This is a genomic window from Neobacillus phoenicis, assembly GCF_047302305.1.
GTDB lineage: Bacteria > Bacillota > Bacilli > Bacillales > Cytobacillaceae > Neobacillus.
This window is the reverse complement of record NZ_CP154847.1, coordinates 3,453,317-3,478,025: the sequence shown is the minus strand read 5'-3', so window position 1 is coordinate 3,478,025 and position 24,709 is coordinate 3,453,317. Positions and strand designations below refer to the sequence as shown.

Annotated in this window: 24 protein-coding genes, 1 pseudogene and 1 riboswitch; of the genes and pseudogenes, 21 read left to right on the top strand and 4 right to left on the bottom strand. The window is 38.6% G+C overall.

The window, feature by feature from the left end; all coding sequences use genetic code 11:
* Positions 1–187: 187 nt before the first annotated feature.
* The 8 genes and pseudogenes from AA0X95_RS18005 to AA0X95_RS17970 form a co-directional block, all read left to right on the top strand.
* A pseudogene (locus AA0X95_RS18005) lies at positions 188–277 on the top strand (transposase); the annotation flags it as partial.
* Between the two features lie 20 nt (positions 278–297).
* Entirely contained in the window at positions 298–789 is a 492-nt protein-coding gene (locus AA0X95_RS18000) for a hypothetical protein (RefSeq protein ID WP_413300230.1), read from the top strand.
* Between the two features lies 1 nt (position 790).
* The gene (locus AA0X95_RS17995; protein ID WP_413300228.1) at positions 791–1,747 is read left to right on the top strand and encodes a transposase; all 957 of its coding nucleotides are present in this window, start codon (positions 791–793) and stop codon (positions 1,745–1,747) included.
* Positions 1,748–2,020: 273 nt separating this feature from the next.
* Complete coding sequence (locus AA0X95_RS17990) at positions 2,021–2,518, top strand: flavodoxin domain-containing protein (protein ID WP_413300226.1); 498 nt, start codon at positions 2,021–2,023, stop codon at positions 2,516–2,518.
* A gap of 94 nt (positions 2,519–2,612) precedes the next feature.
* Positions 2,613–3,650, top strand: a complete 1,038-nt coding sequence (locus AA0X95_RS17985; RefSeq protein WP_413300224.1) for an ATP-grasp domain-containing protein — start codon at positions 2,613–2,615, stop codon at positions 3,648–3,650.
* Positions 3,651–3,776: 126 nt separating this feature from the next.
* Positions 3,777–4,640, top strand: coding sequence for an ABC transporter permease subunit (locus tag AA0X95_RS17980; RefSeq protein ID WP_413300222.1), 864 nt, complete (start codon positions 3,777–3,779; stop codon positions 4,638–4,640).
* Positions 4,640–6,352: an ABC transporter permease gene (locus AA0X95_RS17975; RefSeq protein WP_413300220.1), complete on the top strand. Its 1,713-nt coding sequence runs from the start codon at positions 4,640–4,642 to the stop codon at positions 6,350–6,352. The genes AA0X95_RS17980 and AA0X95_RS17975 overlap by 1 nt, the downstream gene beginning before the upstream one ends.
* Positions 6,353–6,506: 154 nt before the next feature.
* Complete coding sequence (locus AA0X95_RS17970; protein WP_413300218.1) at positions 6,507–7,562, top strand: DUF3231 family protein; 1,056 nt, start codon at positions 6,507–6,509, stop codon at positions 7,560–7,562.
* Positions 7,563–7,830: 268 nt separating this feature from the next.
* Here AA0X95_RS17970 and AA0X95_RS17965 read toward each other — a convergent pair whose 3' ends face one another.
* Positions 7,831–8,013, bottom strand: a complete 183-nt coding sequence (locus AA0X95_RS17965) for a hypothetical protein (protein WP_413300216.1) — start codon at positions 8,011–8,013, stop codon at positions 7,831–7,833.
* Between the two features lie 438 nt (positions 8,014–8,451).
* A complete protein-coding gene (locus tag AA0X95_RS17960) occupies positions 8,452–8,826 on the bottom strand; it encodes a nucleotide excision repair endonuclease (RefSeq protein ID WP_413300215.1) in 375 nt (124 codons plus the stop codon).
* A 165-nt stretch (positions 8,827–8,991) separates the two neighbouring features.
* On the opposite strand from AA0X95_RS17960, the gene AA0X95_RS17955 reads away from it, so the two are divergent.
* The gene (locus AA0X95_RS17955) at positions 8,992–9,387 is read left to right on the top strand and encodes a hypothetical protein (protein WP_413300213.1); all 396 of its coding nucleotides are present in this window, start codon (positions 8,992–8,994) and stop codon (positions 9,385–9,387) included.
* Between the two features lie 44 nt (positions 9,388–9,431).
* Here AA0X95_RS17955 and AA0X95_RS17950 read toward each other — a convergent pair whose 3' ends face one another.
* Positions 9,432–10,499 (bottom strand): putative glycoside hydrolase, encoded by a 1,068-nt coding sequence (locus tag AA0X95_RS17950; protein WP_413300211.1) that lies wholly within the window; start codon positions 10,497–10,499, stop codon positions 9,432–9,434.
* A 106-nt stretch (positions 10,500–10,605) separates the two neighbouring features.
* On the opposite strand from AA0X95_RS17950, the gene AA0X95_RS17945 reads away from it, so the two are divergent.
* From AA0X95_RS17945 to AA0X95_RS17910, 8 genes are all read left to right on the top strand, one after another.
* On the top strand, positions 10,606–12,123 hold the full coding sequence (locus AA0X95_RS17945) for a helix-turn-helix domain-containing protein (protein ID WP_413300209.1): 1,518 nt from the start codon (positions 10,606–10,608) through the stop codon (positions 12,121–12,123).
* 345 nt (positions 12,124–12,468) lie between these two features.
* Entirely contained in the window at positions 12,469–14,142 is a 1,674-nt protein-coding gene (hutU, locus tag AA0X95_RS17940; RefSeq protein ID WP_413300207.1) for a urocanate hydratase, read from the top strand.
* A 25-nt stretch (positions 14,143–14,167) separates the two neighbouring features.
* On the top strand, positions 14,168–15,460 hold the full coding sequence (gene hutI, locus AA0X95_RS17935) for an imidazolonepropionase (RefSeq protein WP_413300205.1): 1,293 nt from the start codon (positions 14,168–14,170) through the stop codon (positions 15,458–15,460).
* Positions 15,438–16,433 (top strand): agmatinase family protein, encoded by a 996-nt coding sequence (locus tag AA0X95_RS17930; RefSeq protein WP_413300203.1) that lies wholly within the window; start codon positions 15,438–15,440, stop codon positions 16,431–16,433. The genes hutI and AA0X95_RS17930 overlap by 23 nt, the downstream gene beginning before the upstream one ends.
* Positions 16,434–16,512: 79 nt before the next feature.
* A complete protein-coding gene (locus tag AA0X95_RS17925) occupies positions 16,513–17,850 on the top strand; it encodes a YjiH family protein (protein WP_413300201.1) in 1,338 nt (445 codons plus the stop codon).
* 206 nt (positions 17,851–18,056) lie between these two features.
* Positions 18,057–19,064, top strand: a complete 1,008-nt coding sequence (locus tag AA0X95_RS17920; protein WP_413300199.1) for a hypothetical protein — start codon at positions 18,057–18,059, stop codon at positions 19,062–19,064.
* A 93-nt stretch (positions 19,065–19,157) separates the two neighbouring features.
* On the top strand, positions 19,158–20,273 hold the full coding sequence (locus AA0X95_RS17915; protein ID WP_413300197.1) for a glycosyltransferase family 4 protein: 1,116 nt from the start codon (positions 19,158–19,160) through the stop codon (positions 20,271–20,273).
* Positions 20,270–21,046: a HipA family kinase gene (locus AA0X95_RS17910; RefSeq protein ID WP_413300195.1), complete on the top strand. Its 777-nt coding sequence runs from the start codon at positions 20,270–20,272 to the stop codon at positions 21,044–21,046. The genes AA0X95_RS17915 and AA0X95_RS17910 overlap by 4 nt, the downstream gene beginning before the upstream one ends.
* Positions 21,047–21,103: 57 nt before the next feature.
* Here the strand turns inward: AA0X95_RS17910 and AA0X95_RS17905 are convergent, their stop codons facing one another.
* Complete coding sequence (locus tag AA0X95_RS17905) at positions 21,104–21,553, bottom strand: hypothetical protein (RefSeq protein WP_413300193.1); 450 nt, start codon at positions 21,551–21,553, stop codon at positions 21,104–21,106.
* A gap of 330 nt (positions 21,554–21,883) precedes the next feature.
* Here AA0X95_RS17905 and AA0X95_RS17900 point away from each other — a divergent pair, with 330 nt between their 5' ends.
* The 4 genes from AA0X95_RS17900 to thiE all read left to right on the top strand — a co-directional run bounded on the left by AA0X95_RS17900 (position 21,884) and on the right by thiE (position 24,709).
* A complete protein-coding gene (locus AA0X95_RS17900) occupies positions 21,884–22,141 on the top strand; it encodes a glutaredoxin family protein (protein WP_413300191.1) in 258 nt (85 codons plus the stop codon).
* An 83-nt stretch (positions 22,142–22,224) separates the two neighbouring features.
* Positions 22,225–22,334, top strand: a riboswitch (TPP riboswitch).
* Positions 22,335–22,412: 78 nt separating this feature from the next.
* A complete protein-coding gene (gene thiM, locus AA0X95_RS17895; protein ID WP_413300189.1) occupies positions 22,413–23,225 on the top strand; it encodes a hydroxyethylthiazole kinase in 813 nt (270 codons plus the stop codon).
* 15 nt (positions 23,226–23,240) lie between these two features.
* Positions 23,241–24,059, top strand: a complete 819-nt coding sequence (thiD, locus tag AA0X95_RS17890) for a bifunctional hydroxymethylpyrimidine kinase/phosphomethylpyrimidine kinase (RefSeq protein WP_413300187.1) — start codon at positions 23,241–23,243, stop codon at positions 24,057–24,059.
* Positions 24,056–24,709 (top strand): thiamine phosphate synthase, encoded by a 654-nt coding sequence (gene thiE / locus AA0X95_RS17885; protein WP_413300185.1) that lies wholly within the window; start codon positions 24,056–24,058, stop codon positions 24,707–24,709. The genes thiD and thiE overlap by 4 nt, the downstream gene beginning before the upstream one ends.

The window sequence follows — 24,709 nt, the reverse complement described above, 5'->3', positions numbered from 1 at the left end:
TAGAGGTGAGTTATGAAATAGCCGAGAACACTCGTGACTTCAGTCATGAGATGAATCGGCTTCGGAAAGGGCTGAGCATATGTCACGTTAAATAACTGACATATGCTCAGCCAAACATGTACAAAAAAGTACTATATAATAACCTTATTTCCACTAAATCTTTTAACATATGTTTTCATAAATATGAGTGTGGAATCCCAGTTACTTTGTCGCAACCGTAAGTGAACATACAGAACAACAGATACGTCAATACTTTCGTAATCAACAAAAGAAATAACGAAAGGAGTGCAAGCCTAGATGTCATCACCAACCTATGTGTTTACTTTGCCTTTAAAAGTTGAAACATGGCAAGAACACATCTTAGTAAAACGCCTAAACATCGGGCGAACGATCTACAATGCCTGTCTAGGTGAAGCGTGGCGCAGGTATAAACACATGATACGCAATCCCAGGTATTGGGAAGCGGTTCGTATGCTAAAAGGGAAGGAACGCAATCAACTTCTGAATCTATTCAAAGCACAACACGGGGTTCGTAAATTCGATTTAAATATGTACGTTCAAGGAATGGGACGTAAATTCAAGCGGAATATTGGCTCCCAAATGGCCCAAAATATCGCTGAACGAGCGTTTCGAGCAGTTGAGAAAGTTATGTATGGGAACGGAAAGAAAGTGCATTTTTTGTTCAGTAGGTCAATTTTTTTCGTTAGAAGAAAAGACAAACAAGACTGGTTTTCGTTATTTTCCCAAAAACAAACGCATGGAATGGCTAGGACTGGTTCTGCCTGTTAGGATGAACGACCAAGATGAATACGCCTATCTTGCGCTTCAAGATAACATCAAATATTGCCGACTCCTCAAGAAAGTGATTCGCGGTAAAAATCGTTACTTCGTTCAATTTGCATTAGAAGGTTTTCCACCAAAGAAACGCAAACAGAATTTTTCCAAAGATGAAAACGCTCGTGTTGGATTAGATATTGGCACATCCACGCTTGCCATTGCTTCGGAAAAGGAAGTGAAACTACTTGAGCTGGCAGAAGGTTTGTCCGTTGAAGAACGCAAAAAACGGATTTTACAGCGTAAATTAGATCGTCAGCGCCGAGCGAATAACCCAGCCAAATACAATGACGATGGCACAATTAATAAATCCAATCAAGAAAAATGGATTCAAAGTGAGAATTACAAGAAAACTCGAAAAGAGTTAGCAGAAATGAGTCGAAAAATGGCGGATCAGCGAAAGCAAGCACACAACCAATTGGCAAACCATATTTTGTCGTTAGGATTAGATGTTCGAGTGGAAACGATGAATTTCAAAGGACTTCAAGCAAAAGCGAAGAAAACAGAGGTTAGTGAAAAGACGGGACGATTCAAACGAAAAAAACGCTTTGGGAAGTCATTAGCCAATCGTACGCCATCCATGCTTCTTTCGATTATTGACAACAAACTCAAATGTTTTGGCTTAGAACTAAAGCGAATTGATACGGCAAAAGTAAAAGCCAGTCAATTTGAACACTTCACGCAAACTTACGTAAAGAAAAAACTCTCCGAACGTTGGAACCACTTCGAACAAGGTGATGTGCAACGAGACTTGTATAGCGCCTTCCTCATCATGAATACAAAAGATAATCTAGGTGAAATAGATGTTGGACGAGCAAATAAAACATGGAACCAATTTTTTAAACAACACGAACAGGAAATGGAACGAAGGAAACAGTTAAACAAAAAACAATTAAGTAGTATCGGCTTATAAAATTTCGATACAAAGGGTTTTGAACCGAGCCCACAGGGCGATAATGGCAGCAAAAGTTGCCTTGCCTATGAAAGTCTAAGGGAAATAGCTGAGTGGTTAATGTCAGCCGAAAACTTGTTTTCGGTCATTCAGACGAAGGCTGAATAAAAGTACTTTAGAACCTCGTGACTTTAGTCATGAGAGGTTCAGAATAGAGGTGATTAAATATACATCCAGCCTGTCTTCACTAATCATGGCTGGTATTTTTGTAATGAAAGAAGGAGGAGAATTGACATGAAGACTTTAATTGTTTATTGCTCATCCCATGGGACTACAGAAAAAGCAGTAGGTCTATTAAGTGAGAACCTCGAAGGAGAGATTTTATCAGTTGATTTGAAAAGAGAGAAAACCATTTTCAATCCAAACGACTTTGATACCATCATCATCGGTGGTTCCATTCATGCTGGTGCCATTCAAAGAAAAATCAAACAGTTTATTCAAAAGCATCATGATGTACTTTTAGAAAAAAATGTTGGACTTTTCCTATGCTGTTTCCGTGAAGGGGAAACTGCCATTCAACAATTCAACGATGCCTTCCCTCAGGATTTACGAAAAAATTCTGTTGCGATGGGATTGTTTGGTGGGGAACTTCTTGTATCTAAAATGAATTTTTTTGAAAGACAGGTCGTTAAAAAAGTGGATGGAATTATTGCAGACCAATCTCATTTAGATATGGAAGCTATCTACAAATTTGCAGCCAGGTTAAACCGTTCAAAAAGCTTAGTCTATTAAACCAATCGATATTTCAACATAATAAAACTTATAAAATGGCCTCTATTAGCACATAATGGAAAAAGTCTTAACTACAACATGAAAGAGGATGCAGATGAAGATTTGGTTTAATCGATGGTTTACAACAGTATCACATTATATTGATATGATTCGAGCAAATGAAGAAGGTAGAAAATTTACTATATATGGAACCCATCCAAATAAAGATGCACTTTACCTGCAGAATTGTGATTTTGCCTTTGTGGAGCCTGACATATCTGGGGAGGAATATATAGCTTTTTGTCTAGATTTTTGTCAAACACATGGCATAAATATTTTCATACCCAGAAAAGAAAATGTTCTTATATCAAAACGAATCGCTGATTTCGAGACTCTAGGGGTAAAGGTACTTGTTTGTCCTGATGCAAAGCTCATGGAGACAATGGATAATAAAGCAGCAACCTACCGTGAATTAGCAAAGGTCAACCCGATCATATCCATACCTGATTATAAAGTGGTCCATACTGTTGATGAATTTAAACAGGCATATTCCTCATTAAAGGAAAAAGGGCATGAGGTTTGCTTTAAACCTGTGATCGGTGAGGGGGCAAACGGCTTCCGGGTGATTAAGGATCAGATCGAGTCTATCCAACAGCTTCTGTATCAAGGAGTAAGCCATCGGATTTCATATGATTACGCGTGTGAAATATTAAGCCAGCAAGATACTTTCCCAGAGTTAATGGTACTCGAGTATTTAGAAGGACGGGAATATAGTATCGATTGTCTTGCATCTAATGAGAGGCTGTATGCTGCAATTCCACGAATGAAAGGGGAAGGAAGAGTAAGGGAGCTGGTTGAAAGTTTGGAGCTTATCCAAATAGCCCATAAGTTCCATGATGAGTATAAACTGCCTTATGTGTTTAACATCCAAGTAAAATATAACAAAGGAATTCCAAAACTGCTTGAAATCAATCCGCGAATGAGCGGTGGGATGCATATCAGTTGTTTATCTGGCATCAATTTTCCATTCCTTGCATTAAAGATTCTATTAGGAGAAAAAGTAGCACCATTGAAGCCTCGTTTCGGTATCCGTGCAAGCCATATTGAAAAAGAAATGATACTTAAATATGGGGGCAATGAAAAAGCCCAGTAAAAAAGAAGGTAGATTCTGCCTTCTTTTTTACTTACAAAAAAATATTTTTCCGAAAAGTGTAACTTTTTGGAATGTTTAAACGCTTAATAAATGTAGAGATTTTTTTGTCTTAAAGGGGGTTACCATTTGAAGCGTATCGTTCATTACATACTTAGAGCTTTATGCATTGTGATTGGCTTTGCACTTTTTCTATCCACACCCTTTTTATTCGGTGAACATGAAGGGGCTTTTGTTTTCGATAGTAAAGCTTTCACAACAGTTTTTACCAATAAACTTCATGAACTTACTCACTTTTATGAAAGGGATTTTTTTATGGGGTGGATGAAAACAGATATGCTCCAAAATTATTTGTATTCTATGAAACTATTTTTGGCATCTACTGCACTTACTTTGGGAGTTGGATTTTTAATCGCAGCAATTGTCATCATGTCACCAGCTAAAATAAGAAGAAAGTTAAGAAGTGTAATTAACTTCAGTGAAGCGGTTCCTGATTTACTCGTCATTTTTGTGTTGCAAATTTTAGTTATTACCATCTACAAAAACACAGGGATTAAGCTGTTTCAGCTTTATGGGTTTACTGGCAATCCCTATTTTATACCAATCGTTATTATCTCTTTTCTTCCGACCTTCTTTTTAGCTCAATTCCTAATCAATGCCTTTGGGGAGGAAATGGAAAAGGACTACGCAATTTTTGCTAAAGCAAAAGGGTTAGCTTTTGTAAAAATTTACTTGATTCATATGTTAAGGAATATTTTTCCTATGTTAATTGTTCAAATGAGAACGCTAGTCTGGGTAATTCTTTCTAATCTATTTCTAGTGGAATATCTTTTTAGATTAAGAGCCTATACGTCTCATATAGGAAACTTAAATACATTAGGTAGTGCCGAAGCGGTGTTTGATATCATTCTGTTCACAATACCAATTATTGTTATTGAATTATTTATTCGTCTATTGTCCATTCGTTCAAGAGGTAAAGAGGAGGCCCTGTAATGAAAAGCTATAAAAAAACGATCTTCGGTACAGGAATAATCTTTATCGTCCTACTTATGAGCCTACTTTATCCTGTCTTTGGCCCTGAAGATTATAACAAGCAAACCTTAATTTATGATGATAATGGTTCAGTCATAGGAAAAGCACCTTTTCCACCATCTATAAGTCACCCGTTTGGTACAGATGAAAATGGGCAAGATCTAATGCTTATGATGATAGACGGAATGAAGGTAACCGTACTTTGTGCCATTCTTGTTACGGTTTTACGGGTCATTTTTGGCGGGTTAACCGGAATCATCTTTTCCTTTTGGCTCACGAAGGCTGTTCCCTATTTTAAAGACTTATTTATCGGGTTTAGGTATGTACCAACCCTGATTATTGCAATCACGTTTATGAGTCCAATAGCATCAGCAACCAATCAACTTCCAATGATGTACACAATGATGTTTCAAATATTTGTTTTATTTTTAGTTGCTTTTCCTACTGTGACTCTCTCATCGTTAGAAATAGTCAATGATTTAAGAAAGCGAACGTTTATTGAAAGTTCAAACTTAATGGGAGCCAATAGCCTTTTTCTTATACGACGTCATTTATTGCCGTATTTTAAGTCTTATGGCCTATTAATGATGGTTCAGCAGTTTTTAGCTACCCTGGTCTTAATTATGCACCTAGGTTTATTTGAATTTTTCTTAGGTGGAGCGGTTGCTGAGGGGATATTTGGCTATGAAACTCCTCCGAGAGCGGCATCTTTATCAAACGAATGGTCAGGGTTGATTGGGCAGAACTTTGAGGTATTTGTTCATTTTCCTTGGATTGTCCTTTGCGTCATGCTAGGCTTCTTTTTCCTAATTGGTATTGTGAATATGATCAAAAAGGAATTAGAGGAGAAAATGAAACAAGATTATATTATGGTTAAAAAGAAAAAGGAAAGTGTCACAGAAAAAATAGAAAATTCAAAGAATCATACATTAAATTCTACATCATTTGTAATGATCAAGTATCCTCAAAAAGACTCAATTCAACATACAATTCATACAGGAAGAAATGGTAAAAAGGTAGTGGTTGCAATCATATCAGCTGGTATAGCAGCTTCTCTATTTATCATTCCGTTTATGGTAGGGGAGAAAAAAGGCGTGAACTTTGCAGCAGAAAAAAAAGATCGTGCAGTGACTGCTTCGACAAAAGCGAGCGCTCCTGTCAAATTCACACCAGTTCAACCAAATCTAGAAGAAGAAAAGAAGAAAATGGAATTAGCTAAAAATTTTAATTTTAGTAAGGTCAATAACAAAACAGAGGAGGAAGTGAAGGAAGTGTTGGGAGAACCAGAAAAATCAAGAAAATTAATTCTTACTTTTGAAGGTGATCTCAAGGTTCCTGCGGTGTCTTATTCTTATGGTAACAGTCGGGTGGAAATTATATTTATTGAAGGCAGTGCCAAAATAATGACACTGTTTCCTGCTGTTTATTGTGACTACTTTAAAGGGTTAAGCCAATGTCTCTCTGAAATGGGAATTAAAGCAGAAAAATTTGAATTTAAAGGACAGACAGAAATGCAATCAAAGATTAAACATGCTTATAATGTTAGTGGTATGGAGTTGATAGAGATTGAGAGATACACCATGGGAACAGATCCGAAGATTGCAAGAATTATGGCGGTGACCGAGAAGAAATACAATCCCATTATTAATATTGATGTTGATTACTCACAATGAGTTTGAACGGTTTCTGAAACGAACGGGGCAGAACTAGTTGAAGGAAATTCGGTAGCCTTTTTTCACCATTATAAGTTAAAGGTCCGATTTTGTTTGAATTGAATCTTCTTACAATGGTTATCCTAAGCGAAAGTGCGGGAAGAGGGGAATAGGTATGTCCACCGATAAAAATTTAACTCCAATGAATGTGATGAAACCACTAAATATAAATCCAATAATATCAGATGAGACCCAACCTTTTACGGCTTTTGAAATGGGTAAACTTTGGGCTACCTATATGGGAAACAGTATGTCTATACAACTCTTAAGTTATTTTCTTCAGCATTGCGAGGAAGAAAATGTTAAGATGCTATTGGAAAATGGTTTAGCTTTATCAAAGGATTTCACGCAGAGGATAGAAGAATTTTTTAAAAATGAAAATTTTCCTATCCCAATTGGATTTACTAAAGAGGATGTCAATCTTGGTGCGCCCCGCTTATACGAGGATGAATTTTACGTTCACTATTTAAAATATGCTGCTAAGGCAGGTATGAGTCTTTACGCAGTAGCCGTTCCGTTGGTTATGCGGGAGGATATAAGGGAGTTTTTTATTTATTGTAATCAATGTACTATGGTCTTTTTAGGACAAATTAATGATATTTTAATGAAAAAAAAATACATTGCAGCACCTCCAATCATTCCAACACCAGAAGGAATTGAAAAAGTTGATAAACAAAGTTTCTTAAATGGTTTTTTTGGAGATGTCCGACCATTACAGGCATTAGAACTCATACATCTTTGGGATAATATTGAGAATAACGTAACAAGTATTGCATTATTATTGGGATTTCATCAGACAGTTCAAGATCAAAAGATAAAGGCTTTGTTTAAACGAGGGTTAGACATGACTGATAAAGCGGTTAAGCAGTATAAAGAAAAACTGCATTTAGAACACATTCAATCACCAGCTTTCCTAGACCATTTGGTTACAACATCAACCTATTCACCTTTTTCCGATAAAATAATGCTGTTCCATAAAGTGGACATGTTCGCAATGAAGATAAGGTCATTCGGAAACTCACTTGCGGTAACGGCAAGAAGAGATATAAATTTCTTGTATGGAAGAACGCTTAAGAATATTGGCTTATTTGTTGACGACGGCATGAATATTTTAATTGATAAAGGTTGGGTAGAATCACCGCCAATAGCGTATGACAGGGACTTAAGATAGAATTGGATTTTATTTGGAACAGGTTGGTTTTCTAAATTTCATAAAAGTTCTTTGCCCTTCTTGGCTTATTGTATAACTTGAAAATCTCTATGGTGATTCACCCCAATAAGAAAAGCATCCGATTATTCGGATGCATACTTAATTATTCCATGTAAATAAACTGAGTTTTCGCTCTGTACATATTCACTTAATTTAATTCCTTTAAGCTACTTGCCACTAAAAATTTCTGATTACAGCTACTATGACAGGAATGGAGTAGCTTTTTTTATTAGCTTTTTTTATAACTACCTTCCACCAATCTAATCATATCACGCCCTGATATCTTTTCTGTTTCATGATAACCTTCTTCATCACGCAAACTCAAGCACCAGCTGCTATCGCTATCTTCATTTAACCTATATACCTTATTGGTAAAAACATTTGTATAAAAATCTCCATTTCTTAGCCTCATACTATCCCCCCTCTCTAATGTATATAAACTGTATTATGCCCAAGATACTGATCTGGAGCCATTAGACATATACAGTCCAAAAATAATGGATATACAGGGGAAAAAAGTGAAAATCAGGCGGTGGGGACAGAGAATGGATCGTTGTGTAAAGTAAAAGTGCGGGCAATATAAATTTCCTTATTCAGCTAATGGTCAACCAGAAAAATTTGGTTAACCTTATATTACAAACGGGTGCGTTAGTTATTTATGACTTGAAAATTAATACGATAAGTAGCCTATGTTCATTATCGGACTGGGCTTTTTTTATAAACAAAAAGCACCGCAAATACGGTGCAAATTGATAAGCATTTTACTATACATTTTTAGCTGTAAATTAACGTTTTGCGATAGGAAATAGAACCTGTTAAGGTTTTTACCCGCTCTTTTTTTGTTTCAACCTTATTTATAGAATACTTTATCGGTATTGTATTTAGCGTGAAGCGTATTAATAATATAGGTTTCATATATTTCTCTTTCCATCGGATCTTCGATTACACAGACCGCAATCTTATATACCTCATGGCGGTGAAGTTTGATTGGGGATACTTGATCCTCAAAGTGACGTTTTACGCGTGGTCTTAACTTTCTTGCCTTACCAACAAACAAAAGTTCATCATTAGCATTAAAAAATAAGATAATCCCGCCTTTATCCCTTGGAATCTTATTGTAATTTGTAAATCCATACTCACTGCTTAGCGGTGCTTCTACTTTTTCTCCAACTTGATTTGATTTTGTAATCACTATATCTGGATTTGGTATATCAATTTTAATCATATAAAAATTTCGCTCCCAACTTATTATAAACAGTCATTTCATTTTGTTAACAGTTTATTATAGCATAAACTGTAAGTCACAGCCAAAAAGGCTTTAGTTTTCTTTTCTAGCGTTTTTGTTATAATGAATAAAAAAACTAGAGAATGTGATTAGGTGGAATTGTGAATGCGATTAATAGTTAAAACACAAGTACTTGCCATTTTAGTTTCTATCTTGTGGTTTCTATACGTAAATATTGTGGCTTTTTTTGATCAACCGGAACGTGCACTCCAATATATTAACTATATTGTTTATGGATTGGCGTTTCTTGTTGGGCTGATTTATTTCCTGTTGGCCAAATATTTTATCGGAAGAGATTGGTTGGGTCTATTATTAGTAGTGATTCCGTTTCTACTGATTTATCAGCCCGTGGTCCTAAAGATTTCATTAAGTTTCATGAAGGATGGAAATGGGGCTGTAGTTAATTTTATCTCTTTGTCTACTGGAACTGTCCATCTTTTGGCTTTGATTGCCGGATTAGCGATTGGCGTTATGTTTTCTAGACCCGCGTTCAAGAAATAAAACGATAAAAAGAGGTTTGACTTCAGGCAAACCTCTTTTGCCTTTTATGGGGTATAGTCAACATTGGCTGTATAGTAATTAGCAGCGTTCCAAATTAAAAATTCCTGGATTCCTTGTGTATGCAAAGCCCGTATTTGATCTTCAATTTCCTGCTTACCGTAAACTTTATAATTCCCTTTCCCAAGCCAAGTTGCGGTAAAATCCTGAAGCCATGGCCTAGATGTCGGTGGTGAGGCTAGCAATTTCAATCGGGCGTTCTCTACCTTTGCATATTCTTCAACCAACCGATAGGGCTCTAAATCAGGCTTAGCAATTCCGAAATTTCCATTCCAATGGCTAGGATAAATCATAGCTGAAATGACATCAACGTGTTCAGCTATTTTCGAGAAGTTCTGCCCAATGCCACTTGCTTCTGGAATCACCGTTGCATTTCCAAAGGTATCAACAGACATTTTAACCTTATAAGGATATAATTTTTCCCTTGCGTATTGAACAAAACTTGTTACAGCTGCGACCCGGTTACTTCCTTCTTTTTTACCCATATAAGAAAGAGGTTTCTCAAGCGTTTCAAACTTTTCGGGAAATCTTACGTAATCAAATTGGATTTCCTTAAAGCCAAGGTTGACTGCTTCAATGGCCATCCCAATATTATAATCCCACACTTCTGTTCGAAATGGATTGGTAAACGAATCTCCACGCGGGTTCTTCCAGATTCCATTAGAAGTCTGAAAACTCCAATCTGGGCGAGACGGGGCTAAAACATTATCTTTAAATACAACAATTCTAGCGATTGGATAAATATGATGCTCTTTTAACGTCTGCATAAGTGCTTTTGGGTTTTTAATATAAGGTTTACTAACTCTGTAATAGGGTGAATTCTTTTCGGGTATGTAAGTCAAGTTGCCGTGGTCATCCTTAATATCAATCACCATTGCGTTCAAATCACTCTTGTCGACGAGGTTCAAAAGCTGATTGAATTTCGGACCATTTGTGTTGGAAGCTTTTACATAAATACCCTTAATAGGCTCTTTTTGTTGTTTACTACTAGCCAAAACTGGCTGATTGTAAAAAAATATAAATGAGACAAGTAATAATGCAAAAATTTTTTTCACATGCTCACCCCTAATTTTTTTATTATGGTTTACATGCTTAAAGGAATTCATTCCGTTTCTAAAAAAAATGAATCTTATCCATTCATTTTAAATAGTGTACACTGAAATGGACATAGCAGTTAGAAGGGACGAACGTAGTGTGGAAGGAAAATGGCTGATTGCCGATCGTGACTTAAATGAAAGAGAAGGACTAAAATGGTTATTAAAAACTTCATCCATCCCAGTAACAGATATTACATTAGCAGCTGATTTTCAGGAGTTTATTTTAACATTCGAAAGAGTATGTCCTGATATTGTATTATTGGAGCTGGATATGATCAGAAAAGAAGAATGGTCTACCTTCCGTGACCTCATGCATATCTATGATCCTATCCTACTTCTAACTAGCGCAGAGGCGACATTTGAAAGGGCTCGTCTGGCTATTGAAATGCAGGCTCTGGATTTAATGATTAAACCCTTTTCAACAACCAAAGTAAAAACAGCCTTTCAAAAGGCATCACGAAAAATGGGGAGAAACGCACCATCTATAACTAGAACAGAGATTTATAAAGATCTCTCATATGAGGCTTTATTTATACCACAAACATCCGACATAGAAAATTTCCATATGGCTGCTTTTCAATCTGAAAGTATACGCATGGTTAGCTCACTACATTCCTTTTTAAATGATTATCCATTCAATGATTTACACGGGAGCTTTGTACTGACCGATATGGTGATTCTCTTGTTCAAAGAGAAGTGTCAAAATAGTACGGAGCAATGTCAAAAAGCCATGAGGAAATGGGAAGAGGAGTTCTCAGATCCACTTGGAATAGTTGTCTACAGTGATCAATACTCAACTAAAACCTTGAATGAAAAGTATTTGGAAGTCAGAAAAATGCTTGATTTTACCTATTATAAAGGATACCGGCAGGTTGTAGAGTTCAAGTATTCACTAGACTGGGAACACGTGGATCCCTTTTTAGCACCGCCAGAGCAAAGGGACTGGGTTGACATGCTCAATGCTCTCGATATAGAAAATATTAAGAAGTGGTTGTATGATGAATTTCTACAATTAAAAGAACCCTATCCTGATCCCGGGTTAGTCAGAATTAGACTAACAAGTATCCTAGCTCAAATCAGACGTTTTATGAAGACGTACCAGCTAAATGAAGATCCCATTTATGAAAAGGAATACCGGACGATCTTCAATTCAATCCTTTATGATACTGTACTTTATCGGACCGTACAAAATTTGATTTTGTTTATTCAAAAGATATTTGATGGGGCAGAATTGATGGCCCAAAGCCTTAAACAAGATCCGATTGAACGTGGAATTTCCTTTATGGAGAGTAATTTTTCGAACAGCAGCCTCAGGCTGGAGGCTGTCGCGCATTATGTGGATAGAAATCCTTCCTACTTCAGTCATTTGCTGATTACGAAAATGGGATCCAGCTTTACAGAGTTGTTGACAAGGATTAGGTTGAAGGAAGCAAAGCGGCTATTAATAGAAACACGGAAGCCCGTTAAGGAAATTGCCATCCTTGTGGGGTATCAAAATGCGAATTATTTTAGCAGAATGTTCCGTGAAGCCTTTGACATGTCACCACGGGAGTTTCGTATGCAAAAAATGAATAGGGGTTAAATAGGAGACTCGGTTTTCATACTGGGTCTTTTTTGTTTTTAGTCTTAGTTGGTTCAAGTTTGGACAGACTCGTGCATGAAACCAGCAACATTGCCATGAAGTAGATACAGGTACACTATCGCTGTGTTTCTACCAAGATATATGCTACCCATCAAAATAGACTCCACTTAATTAAAAATATAGAAAATGCATTTTTCTAAAAATATTATAGATTTATAAAGGTTGTCCAAAAAAATTATATCTATAATATAGAATAATTATCACTTATCTAATATCGTATTCGTATTTTTCAGAAGATTTTATTATTATAATAAAAGTAGAATATTAGATAAGGGAGTGGAATGAATGGAGACAAATACTAAGAAATCTAGAGTGATCAAAAATTATAAAGGGACAGAATTGCACGCTAAAGGCTGGATTCAAGAGGCTGCACTACGGATGCTAATGAATAATCTTGACCAGGATGTCGCTGAGAGACCAGAAGATTTAGTAGTTTATGGTGGCATAGGTAAGGCAGCTCGGAACTGGGAATCCTATGATTCAATCGTGAAAACATTGCTTGAATTAGAGAATGACGAAACATTGCTCATCCAATCAGGAAAACCAGTAGCTGTATTTAAATCCCATAAAGATGCGCCGCGTGTGTTACTTGCAAACTCCAACCTAGTTCCTGCTTGGGCGAATTGGGAGCATTTCCATGAACTTGATAAAAAAGGTCTGATGATGTACGGACAAATGACAGCAGGAAGCTGGATTTATATCGGAAGCCAGGGAATTGTTCAAGGAACATATGAAACGTTTGCTGAACTTGCACGACAAACCTTCGCGGGAACTTTAAAACATACAATTACATTAACAGCAGGACTTGGCGGTATGGGCGGAGCTCAACCGTTAGCTGTCACAATGAATGGTGGCGTGTGCTTGGCTATTGATGTGGATGAAACAAGAATCGACCGCCGATTGGAAACAGCATATCTTGATGTGAAAACAAAGGACCTGGATGAAGCCTTAAAAATGGCACATGAAGCGAAAGCTGAAGGCAGGGCGTTATCGATTGGTTTACTGGGCAATGCAGCTGAAATTCTACCAATTATGATTGAAAAAGGTTTTAATCCGGATGTGTTAACAGACCAAACCTCTGCACATGATCCATTAAATGGATATGTACCTGTGGGCTTTACCTTAGAGGAAGCAGCAGCATTACGAAAGGAAGAGCCAGCGAAATATGTGAAGCTTGCTAAACAAAGCATGGCACTCCATGTAAAAGCAATGTTGAAAATGCAAGACAAAGGTGCAGTAACGTTTGACTATGGCAATAATATCCGTCAGGTAGCAAAGGATGAAGGGGTAGAAAATGCGTTTGATTTCCCTGGGTTCGTTCCTGCGTATATTCGACCACTTTTCTGCGAAGGAAAAGGTCCTTTCCGCTGGGCTGCATTATCAGGAGATCCAGAAGATATCCGTAAAATTGACGAAGCACTACTTCGTGAGTTTAAAGATGATGAGCACCTCTGTAAATGGGTGAGGATGGCACAGGAAAAAATCAGCTTCCAAGGACTACCTGCTCGAATCTGCTGGCTTGGCTATGGAGACAGAGCACGATTTGGAAAAGTGATTAACGATATGGTGGCTTCCGGAGAAGTATCAGCACCAATCGTTATTGGCCGCGACCACTTAGATGCAGGTTCGGTTGCCTCACCAAATCGTGAAACAGAAGCAATGAGAGATGGAAGTGATGCGGTTTCCGACTGGCCAATTTTAAATGCCATGATCAATGCAGTAGGAGGAGCTAGCTGGGTTTCCCTGCATCACGGTGGGGGTGTTGGAATGGGGTATTCTCAACATTCCGGTATGGTAATCGTTGCAGATGGTACAAAGGAAGCAGAAATCCGACTTCAAAGGGTACTTACGACAGATCCTGGTATGGGTGTGGTTCGTCACGCAGATGCTGGTTATGATCTTGCTATTAAAACTGCAAAGGAAAAAGGCATTAAAATGCCAATGTTGCAGCAGGACTAATTCAGAGACTGAGAGGATGATTGATATGAGGAAAGCAGTTTTTATCAGAAACGCTTCTCAGCTCGTGACATTACAGGGGAGTTCAAAAGCTCCTCTTGTAAAAGAAGCGATGTCTGAGCTTGGCATCATCGAGAACGGAAGCGTTTGGATTGAAGAGGGAATCATTAAGGCTGTGGGGAAAGATGAAGAACTAGTTAAAGAGTTTGCAAGTCGGATGCATGAGGCCGAAGTAGTGGATGCGAGCGGCAAACTGGTTACACCAGGACTTGTCGATCCGCACACCCATCTTGTTTTTGCCGGAAGTAGAGAGAATGAATTTAATATGCGCTTGCAAGGGGCAACATACATGGAGATCATGAATGCAGGCGGTGGAATTCATGCGACTACAAGACGGACTCAATCTGCCACACACGAAGAGCTTTTTCAGGAGAGCTACGAACGTTTAAATCAATTTTTGCGTCATGGGGTTACGACAGTGGAAGCTAAAAGCGGCTACGGGATGGAATGGGATACCGAGCTGAAACAGCTAGAAGTGGCGAAACAATTAAATGAACAACACGTGGTTGACGTAGTAGCTACCTTTATGGGAGCACATGCGGTCCCAAAGGAATATAAACAAGATCCAGATGAGTTTGTTCGGTTGCTAGTCGAAGAAATGATCCCGACGGTGGCAGAGCTGGGACTTGCTGAATTTAATGACGTGTTTTGTGAACACGGGGTGTTTACGCCTGAGCAATCTCGCAAGATACTTGAGGAAGGTAAGCGCTACGGGTTAATTCCTAAAATCCATGCGGATGAAATTGAACCGTATGAGGGAGCCGAGCTTGCAGCAGAAGTAGGAGCGATTTCCGCAGACCATCTATTAAGAGCCTCGGAAAAAGGCATGAAGGCGATGGCTGATAAAGGGGTCGTCGGCGTGTTACTGCCTGGGACCGCCTATTTCTTAATGGCTGAATCTGCTAACGGGCGGAAAATGATTGATTTAGGGGTTCCTGTGGCACTGTCTACAGATTGCAACCCAGGTTCTTCACCAACGGTTTCTTTGCCATTTATTATGAATCTTGGATGCTTGAAAATGGGGATGACACCTGCAGAGGTAATCTCAGCAGCAACGATTAATGCCGCACATGCCATTAATCGTGGAAGTGAGATTGGTAGTTTGGAAGTAGGAAAAAAAGGTGACATAACCATATTCAACGTGGAAAACTATATGAAGCTACAATACTCTTATGGTGTGAACCATACAGATACTGTGGTGAAAAATGGTCAGGTGGTTGTTAAGGGAGGGCAATTTGTTGAAAAGCTTTCTTTATCCTAAACTGAATCCACCCAGCTTTACATGGGTAAGACCAGACAACGGGGGTAGAGTGGAGAAGGTTCATGAGTGGATTCAACCGCTGACTGCTGACTCGAATCCTGAAAAATGCAAGGATGCCGCCTTTGTAGTAGTCGGAGTACCTCTTTCCCGTTCATCTATTAGTGCGTCAGGAGCATCTGAATTTCCAGATGCTTTCCGACGTTTATGGAAAGGCTTTACTACCTATAATCTTGATGAAGATATTGATCTTTCTGAAATGACGGCGGTGGATGTAGGGGACGTTCCTATGCATGTCACCGATATCAGCAAATGCCATGACAACATCATTGCAGCTTCTACTACTCTCCATCAGCATTTCAGCACATCCAGGGTTTGTGCAATTGGCGGTGATCATTCGATTACAGCCATGATGGTAAAGGGGCTGCATCAAGCTAAACCACATGAGAAGATTGGTATCCTACAGTTTGATACCCATTTTGATTTGAGGGATTTAGCCGATAATGGACCGTCTAATGGGACACCGATGAGAAACCTGATTGAAAGTGGGACGGTAGACCCGAGTAATATGTACAATATCGGTCTTCATGGTTTTTTTAACACGAAAGATTTGAAGCAATATGCCGATGAAAAAGGCGTTAACTATTTCACACTACGTCAAGTAAGAAAAAAAGGGATAGAAGATACGGTCCGACACTGTTTGGAGGAATTAGAAGCCAAGGTTGATACGATTTACTTAACCGTCGATATGGATGTTCTAGATATTGCCTATGCACCAGGAGTTCCAGCATCAACGCCTGGCGGTATGACAACAGCAGAACTACTAGAAGGTGTACTAGTAGCTGCCAAACATCCAAAAGTAAACGATATGGATATCGTCTGCCTTGACCCACTTAAAGACACCCAAGTTCAACCAACAGTCAAACTTGGCACACATGTATTTTTAACCTTTTTAACAGGGGTAATGTTGCGATAGGTGTCAGGCACCAAACATCCTTTTTGGTGCCTGACATTACAAATGAATTAAAGGGTAAAAATAATAAGGGGGATGGATAATGGAAAATCAGACTGTAGTGAATGCGAAGCAGCCAGAGTTACAGAATAGCAATATGATGAATATGGTAAAGTTTTTTGTTTTCAGTGCTATTGGTATTTTTGTATTCTTTGTGCCGATTACTTTAAATGGGAAATCCTCGATTATGCTCGACCATTTTGTTTCGGCTATTCAATTGGCCGTTCCGAGTGTTTTGCCATATTATGCACTTTTAGTTATTTTATTAGGGGCAGTTTATCCTTTTTATAAGAAAACATGGAAAAAGGATATGGTAACGTTAATATTTTCAATCTTGAAGATTCTAGGTTTTGTTGCCGGGGCTATGTTCGTTTTTAATGTAGGTCCAAAATGGTTTTTTAGTCCGGATATGGCACCATTCCTTTATAACAAACTAGTAATTTCGGTAGGTTTGTTAGTTCCAATTGGCTCAGTATTTCTTGCCCTGTTAGTGGGTTATGGTTTGCTTGAATTTATCGGAATATTCATGCAACCGGTCATGCGGCCGATATGGAAAACGCCAGGAAGATCAGCTATTGATGCGGTTGCTTCATTTGTTGGCAGCTATTCAATTGGTCTATTGATTACGAATCGTGTATTCAAAGAAGGAAAATACTCCATCAAAGAAGCTGCTATAATTGCTACAGGGTTTTCCACAGTTTCAGCGACGTTTATGATTGTTGTTGCAAAAACACTAAATTTGATGGACATGTGGAATGCTTATTTTTGGATTACGCTGGTCGTAACATTTATCGTCACAGCCATTACTGTTCGAATATGGCCATTATCTAAAATGAGTGATTCATACTATCAGGAGATGGAAGGCGATCAAGAGGTCATCATAAAAAAAGACCGCTTTAAAACTGCCTGGAAAGAAGCCATGATTACAGCAAATGATTCACCGAGCTTTGGCAAAAATATATGGGAAAATCTTAAAGACGGCTTTGTCATGACAATGGGAATTTTACCATCCATCATGTCTGTTGGGTTACTCGGTTTGATCTTGGCGGAGTTTACGCCTGTATTTGATTGGTTAGGATATATTTTCTATCCATTCACAGCACTTGTTCAGCTACCTGAACCTATGCTAGCAGCCAAGGCTAGTGCAGTGGGCATTGCAGAAATGTTTTTACCTGCCCTGTTAGTAACCAAAGCAGCAGTCGTAACAAAATTTGTGATTGCTGTTGTATCTGTCTCATCTATTATCTTCTTTTCAGCAGTGGTACCATGTATTTTATCAACAGAGATACCACTCACGATTGGAAAACTGGTAGTCATCTGGTTTGAAAGAGTAGTACTAACCATACTAATCACAGCACCACTTGCATACTTACTTCTATAAAATTTGGTGACTGACACCACAAAAAGAAACTTTGCCTTTTTGTCCGTCTCCAGTGTACAGTATGCCCCGTCAGCATTTGTTGGCGGGGTTTTTTATTCAATTGGACAGTAGCCTGTACATTTTAAGTCCTCTTTGAATTAACTATATTAAGCGATACTGCATAAGTAGCTTTCTTTTTTATTCAATTATTTATAAGGAGGGGAAAAATGGATACTGAACAATTAAAAGAATGGATGAAACAAATTGAAGTGAAAAACCTGATCAATGCTGATGTAGAGGTAATAAATAATTCACCATTAGTTATGCTTGGGAAAGGAAGGCAGGGTGCCGTCTTTCAGGTGACCGATGATATTTGTGTAAAGGTATTTGGAAACCAAGAAGATTGCGACCGCGAACACTATGCGTTGTCCTTAGGCCAGCATACGAATCTATTTCCGAAGATTCATGCGAAAGGTCCACTTTACATTGCAATGGACATTATCAGAGGAGTAGACGTACGTGAATATCTTCAATCTCAACCACTAAACGAAGAACTATCAGCAAAGCTTATTGACATGTTGATCACCTTTAAAGCGATCGGGTATGAACGGATTGATCATCATAAAAGGCAAATATATATCCAGCCAGACGGTAATTTGAAAGTCATTGATGTGGCAAGGACTGTATGGCGTGACCGGGTGTATCCGTATCCACGGAAATTATTAAATTCCTTAGGAGAGGAAAATAAGGCAATTTTCTTGTCACATGTTCAAGAAATGGCACCTGAGTTATATCAGGAGTGGCTCCACTACATTCGGATGGAAGAGTTATCCCGTCAAATTTATCAAATACTTCTTCCACAAAAACCAGACAAAGAAAAAGTCAAGAATCTAAGTAAAAAACTATTAACAAGAGAAGATGAAGAACAATATGTTGTTCAATTGCATGGCTTAGTTCACAAGGTGTTCAAAGAGGAATGGGTCAAAACCATGCTTGCCCGTGGGAAGGATCCCGAAGCAGTAATGGAAAAAATTGATAAGTATTGGGATGAACTTGAACAATCTCGAATGCAGGAACAGCATTTAGGAATGAAACGATTTGAGGGAGAAATAATCCGAAGTGATGGTAAACACCGTGATAAAGATAAAAAACACAATCAGCACCGACGATTTGAAGGCGAAAGGTATGATAGGGATTTTCGCGGTAAAAAGAGCAAAAAAGGCAGGAAAAAATAGCATCCTACAACATTATTATTGAAGTATAAAGAGCTGTCTAAAGTAGGGTGTATTTCTGAGGAGGACCCTAAAAACTAACAAGGAGAAAGCTAAATGAAAGTACTAGTAATCTGGCGGCTACTCACTGTTGGCGGAGTAAATGCTGGATGGCGAAATCGCTCAATCTATTTCAAACAACATGGCATTGAGACTGAGTTCCTTTATACAACCGATCATGGCGGGCTCCATATCATGCAGGACATTGCTCCTGTCTATTTAACGAAAGATGAACAAGAAATTAAAAAAATCATTCATGATCACGCTTACGATGCTGTCGTTATTGTTGATACGGGTGCTGCCTACAAATGGCTTCGAAAAGCCAACTTTCAAGGACCAGTTATTGTAGAAGCCCGGACACCTGAACTAATCAAGCTCATGCCTCACGTAAAGTCCTTTAAAGGAATTCAACCCGAATTAATCATCGTACCCTCTTACTATCAAAAGCGAATTGTTTCCATATTAACAAATAATGTTCCCATTGAAGTCATATACAACGGCGTGGATACTTCCTTTTTCCGTGCATTAGCACCTGATGAAATTGATTATCAAAGTGCACCGATACCTCCTAATAATAAAAAAATTATCGGATGGATTGGCAGATTGGACAAACGTAAAAATTGGCCGATGTTGCTAGAGGTCGCAAAAAAGATTAAGAATGAAAGAGGCGATATTGAAATTTGGGTCATCGGAGGGGCACAGAGTGTACAGCGTGAAGAATTTGCTGCAGCCTGGCAGCAAGAGCAGCTCACCGATATCATTAAATGGTTCCCTGTCATTCCATATCAGCAAATGCCTCATGTCTATGCAAAGATCCGCCAATCTGGCGGATGTACTCTTGCAACCACTAAATCAGAATCCTTTGGAAATACATTTATTGAATCAATGACCTGTGGTGTACCCGTGGTAGCCTCTAAAATGATGCCTGTCACAGAGTTAGTGGTTGATGGGGAAACAGGGTTACTTTATCGTGGCCAAAACGTCGATGATGCGGTCCAGCAATTATATGGGATTCTTGATGACCCAAAACGCTTTCAACAGATGTCTCAGGCTGCAATCAATCGAGTTCAACAACATTTTTCAATCCAAACGGTTGCAGATGCATATGTAGACTTATTAAAGAAAATTGTCCAAAAGGACGAAGAGGCAAATGGGGAGGGGGAAATAACATGATTACTCCTATTGCCTATCGAAAAACATTAGAAGGGAAGTCCAACGCTCATTTAATAAGTTTTAGTGATGGACATGACTATGTGGTAAAGTTCTTTCAACCTGGGTTTGAGAGATCATTACCTAATGAATGGGTAGGGTATTGTTTAGCACGATATCTCGGTCTGCCGATTCCCTTTGCCCGGTTAGTAGAGATACCACCTGAGTTTATTGCTCAAGTTCCTGAACTGAAAGTCATGCATCATACCCAATTTCAATTCGCTTCTTTATACGTTCCTGATTGTACGGACGGTCATCAAACGCCAAGTAATTATAGTATTAGTAATCACCAGTCATTAGCGGGTGTCATCTTGCTAGATTACTGGCTTTGTAATCGAGATCGTACTCGTAAAAATATAGTCTTATGTGAGGGAGACCAAGGAAAATATCAATTGTGGATTATTGATCATGCGGAGATTTTTGGAGCATACAACTGGTGTGCAAGTGATTTAGACAACCTATCAGAGCAGCTTTTGAAAAGTGCCACACATGGAATCATGGCCACAAATATTGAATCCGAAGATAGTTTTACAGATTATCTTGATTTGATTCAAACCATTCCGATTTTTTTAATCGAAGAAGTTGTATCGATGATTCCAGAGGATTGGATGGTAACTAAAGAAGAGAAAAAAGCAATGGTCAGCGCCCTGGTGACAAGGCGAAAAAGTATCCTTCCACACCTCTTACAAAGATTTTTGAAAAAGGTTTATCATCCATTACATGAGAAGAATTTGTAAATTCTTTTCCTACTCATTATAAAAAACCTTGATCACTCAAGGTTTTTTATAATGAGTTTATTTCTCTTTCTTTTTCTTTTTATCCTTATCTTTTTCTTTTTTCTTTTTTTCGAATTCTGAGACTTGTTTTAATAGGTTTGTATTTATTTCCTTTAAACCCGCAAGTTCTGTTCGAATCTCATCTTCAAAGCTTGAAATATAGGCTGCTATGTCGGTTTCAATCGCTAATAAGTGATTAGCAATTTTGGAGCGAAGGTCATTCTCAGGAGGAGTACTGTCTTCAATTTGTTGTACTTGTTCCTCAACAACAATCTCTTGTTGTTGTTCAGTAACTTGTGCATCCGAATGCTCTTGTTCTAGTGTGTTAGTGGATGCATTTTCTGAGGGATTTCCCAATGCCTTTAAAAGCTCTTCTTTCAACAAGTTGTTTACCGACTGCAAAAAGGAGTCTATAACAAATGTATTTTCAACTTGCTTTTCTTGCATCTTATTATTTTTTTTGCCCATTATTCTACCCACCTTTTTCTTAAAGTTTATATCCCCGCCTACTCCGTTCATGAATAGGGACCTTACAAGAGATATCATATGAAATTTTCACAGACAAGCATCAACGAATATCATGAAAGTAGAAAAAAAGGCTGTCTAGCCCTAATATGTGACTGAAATTTCGCTTTCACTTTCCGACACGAAAACGCGAGAATTGTCTGTTCATGCGCTTTCCCGAGGAATATTTCCTGAATCAGAGGTGTTCAATCTTCACCAATAACTGTTATATAATCGATGGAAGAGGAAACTAGAAGAAAATTGTCGCAATATAAGATAGGGGAGAATATGCCAATGAGTAAGTGTGTAATTGTCTATACAACGAACGACTGTATTGAATGTACAATGGTAAAACAGGTTTTAACACAGGAAGGAATCGCTTTTGAGGCAAGGAACGTAGCCACAAACCCAGAATTTCAAAAAGAAGTAGAGAAATACGGTTTCCTAGGTGTGCCGGTAACCGTTGTTGAAGGCAGAGCAGTAAAAGGGTTCACTAATGAATTAAAAGAACTGATGGATTTAGCAAAAGGAAACACTAATTTAGAAAGGTAAATGGGATGAATCACAAACAATATTAAATTATTTACTTTACATCTGAAATTTTTAGCAGTACTATGTAGGTAATTTCATAATGACGTATCTACTAGGGGTGCCCAGATTGCGGGCTGAGAGAAAACGGCAACGTTTTTAACCCTTCGGACCTGATCTGGGTAATACCAGCGTAGGAAAGTAGTCGAGTGAATGCTGTTTTATTACTCTTTCTAACTAACCAGGTCCAATTTTTGGATCTGGTTTTTTTATTTTTAAAAAAGGGGAGATTTTTGTGGAAACAAACAAATGGTTTGAGACATTGGAAAAAGTAAGAGAGGGTAGACCGCTAGTACATAACATAACAAACGTCGTCGTCACGAACTTTACTGCAAATGGCTTGCTTGCACTAGGAGCATCACCTGTCATGGCATATGCAGCAGAAGAAGTAGCCGATATGGCGAAGATAGCTAGTTCCGTAGTTTTGAATATTGGAACGTTAAACTCGCAGACAGTGGAGTCAATGATTATTGCAGGAAAAGCAGCCAATGAAAATAGTGTTCCCGTTATATTTGACCCGGTAGGTGCGGGGGCCACACCTTACCGTACGGAGACTGCACAAAAAATCATGAAAGAGGTGCATGTTTCGGTAATCAGAGGCAATGCTGCTGAAATAGCTAACGTTGTAGGTGAGAACTGGGAAATTAAAGGTGTAGATGCTGGCGACGCAAATGGTAATATTGTTGAACTTGCCATTTCTGCTGCACAGAAACTGAATACCATTGTGGTCATAACAGGAAAAGAAGATGTTGTGACAGATGGAAAAACCACCTTTGTGATTTCAAATGGACATCTCATTTTGACAATGGTGACAGGCACTGGTTGTCTATTAACTTCTGTAATTGGTGCTTTTGCTGGAGTGGAAAATGATTTGTTGAAGGCTTCAGTGGCTGCATTGTCTTTCTATGGAATAGCGGCAGAGAAAGCGGCTGAAAGAACAGCAGAACTAGGACCGGGAAGCTTTCAAATAGAATTTTTGAACCAATTATCACTCACATCTTCAAAGGATATGAAGCAGCACGCGTTCATTAAAAAAATTAATGAGTAAGTGGGGGTTATTTTTATGAAAAAAGCGCTAACGATTGCAGGGTCTGATAGCGGAGGTGGAGCAGGGATTCAGGCAGATTTAAAGACGTTTCAGGAATTAGAGGTATTTGGTATGTCTGCATTAACAGCAGTGACTGCTCAAAACACATTGGGTGTTCATGGTGTTTACCCAATGTCAGCGGAGGCTGTTGTCAAGCAGATTCAAGCTATTGGGGAGGATATCGGAGCAGATGCACTAAAAACAGGGATGCTATTTAACGCAGAAATTATTGCGGCCGTCTCGGAACAAATTAAGATTTTTCAATGGGGAAATGTCGTGGTAGACCCGGTAATGATCGCTAAGGGCGGAGAATCTTTATTGTTTAACGAAGCGATCTCAGCGATGAAAACCTATTTACTGCCCTTAGCAAATGTCATCACACCGAACATTCCAGAAGCGGAAGTTTTAACGGGAATGACGATTCAAACGGTTGAGGAAAAAAAGGAAGCTGCGAGAAAATTACATGCGCTAGGAGTCAAAAATATCGTCATAAAAGGTGGACATGACGAGAATGAAACGGATGCAGTAGATTTATTATTCGATGGCAAGGAATTTTACACGTTCACGAGAAAGCGAATCAATACCAAAAATACGCATGGAACAGGCTGTACCTTCTCGGCCGCACTTACTGCTGAGCTGGCAAAAGGGGCTAGTGTGTATGAAGCAGTTTTAACAGCAAAGGATTTTATTCAGGCAGCCATTGAAGAAGATTTAAAAATCGGGCAAGGACATGGCCCCACTAACCATTGGGCTTATCGAAAAAGGAAAATTGGAAAAGAGGTTACCCCATTATGACAAATTTACGAGAAGCATTGAGTGTTTATTTTATCATGGGTAGCAACAACTGCTTAAAGGACCCTGTTGAGGTATTGAAGGAAGCCATTGCTGGGGGCATAACCTTCTTTCAGTTTAGAGAAAAAGGGGAAGGGGCTTTAACTGGCGTTAAAAAATATGCACTCGCTAAAAAACTCCAAACCATTTGTAAAGAGAATCAAATCCCCTTCATTGTAAATGATGATATTGATCTTGCGATTGAAATAAATGCAGTCGGTGTCCATATTGGGCAAGAGGATGATTCTGTTAAAACGGTAAGGGAAAAAATTGGCGACAAAATCTTGGGGGTTTCTGTTCATACAAAAGAGGAAGCTATTGAAGCCATACGGGATGGAGCAGATTATTTTGGGATTGGACCTGTTTTTCCAACCACCACGAAGGTGGACGCCAAACCATCACGTGGCACGACCCTGATTGAAACCTTACGCACTGAAGGATTCACCATCCCCATTGTTGGAATTGGAGGAATCACGATTGAAAATGCGTATTCTGTTGTAGAAGCAGGGGCAGATGGTGTTTCCGTGATTACAGCCATCAGTCATGCGGAATCACCGGTGGATGCTGCAAAAGCATTAAGAAAAAATCTAGTTGCTTTAGCTAGTCAGGAGTGA

Coding starts and splice junctions, on each gene's coding strand:
- AA0X95_RS17965 (WP_413300216.1), bottom strand. CDS start 8,013: ATGAGGCTAAGAAATGGAGATTTTTATACAAATGTTTTTACCAATAAG.
- AA0X95_RS17970 (WP_413300218.1), top strand. CDS start 6,507: ATGTCCACCGATAAAAATTTAACTCCAATGAATGTGATGAAACCACTA.
- AA0X95_RS17915 (WP_413300197.1), top strand. CDS start 19,158: ATGAAAGTACTAGTAATCTGGCGGCTACTCACTGTTGGCGGAGTAAAT.
- AA0X95_RS17945 (WP_413300209.1), top strand. CDS start 10,606: ATGGACATAGCAGTTAGAAGGGACGAACGTAGTGTGGAAGGAAAATGG.
- AA0X95_RS17985 (WP_413300224.1), top strand. CDS start 2,613: ATGAAGATTTGGTTTAATCGATGGTTTACAACAGTATCACATTATATT.
- AA0X95_RS17995 (WP_413300228.1), top strand. CDS start 791: ATGAACGACCAAGATGAATACGCCTATCTTGCGCTTCAAGATAACATC.
- hutI (WP_413300205.1), top strand. CDS start 14,168: ATGAGGAAAGCAGTTTTTATCAGAAACGCTTCTCAGCTCGTGACATTA.
- AA0X95_RS17910 (WP_413300195.1), top strand. CDS start 20,270: ATGATTACTCCTATTGCCTATCGAAAAACATTAGAAGGGAAGTCCAAC.
- hutU (WP_413300207.1), top strand. CDS start 12,469: ATGGAGACAAATACTAAGAAATCTAGAGTGATCAAAAATTATAAAGGG.
- AA0X95_RS17920 (WP_413300199.1), top strand. CDS start 18,057: ATGGATACTGAACAATTAAAAGAATGGATGAAACAAATTGAAGTGAAA.
- AA0X95_RS17900 (WP_413300191.1), top strand. CDS start 21,884: ATGAGTAAGTGTGTAATTGTCTATACAACGAACGACTGTATTGAATGT.
- AA0X95_RS17960 (WP_413300215.1), bottom strand. CDS start 8,826: ATGATTAAAATTGATATACCAAATCCAGATATAGTGATTACAAAATCA.
- AA0X95_RS17925 (WP_413300201.1), top strand. CDS start 16,513: ATGGAAAATCAGACTGTAGTGAATGCGAAGCAGCCAGAGTTACAGAAT.
- AA0X95_RS18000 (WP_413300230.1), top strand. CDS start 298: ATGTCATCACCAACCTATGTGTTTACTTTGCCTTTAAAAGTTGAAACA.
- AA0X95_RS17975 (WP_413300220.1), top strand. CDS start 4,640: ATGAAAAGCTATAAAAAAACGATCTTCGGTACAGGAATAATCTTTATC.
- AA0X95_RS17955 (WP_413300213.1), top strand. CDS start 8,992: ATGCGATTAATAGTTAAAACACAAGTACTTGCCATTTTAGTTTCTATC.
- AA0X95_RS17990 (WP_413300226.1), top strand. CDS start 2,021: ATGAAGACTTTAATTGTTTATTGCTCATCCCATGGGACTACAGAAAAA.
- thiE (WP_413300185.1), top strand. CDS start 24,056: ATGACAAATTTACGAGAAGCATTGAGTGTTTATTTTATCATGGGTAGC.
- thiD (WP_413300187.1), top strand. CDS start 23,241: ATGAAAAAAGCGCTAACGATTGCAGGGTCTGATAGCGGAGGTGGAGCA.
- AA0X95_RS17905 (WP_413300193.1), bottom strand. CDS start 21,553: ATGGGCAAAAAAAATAATAAGATGCAAGAAAAGCAAGTTGAAAATACA.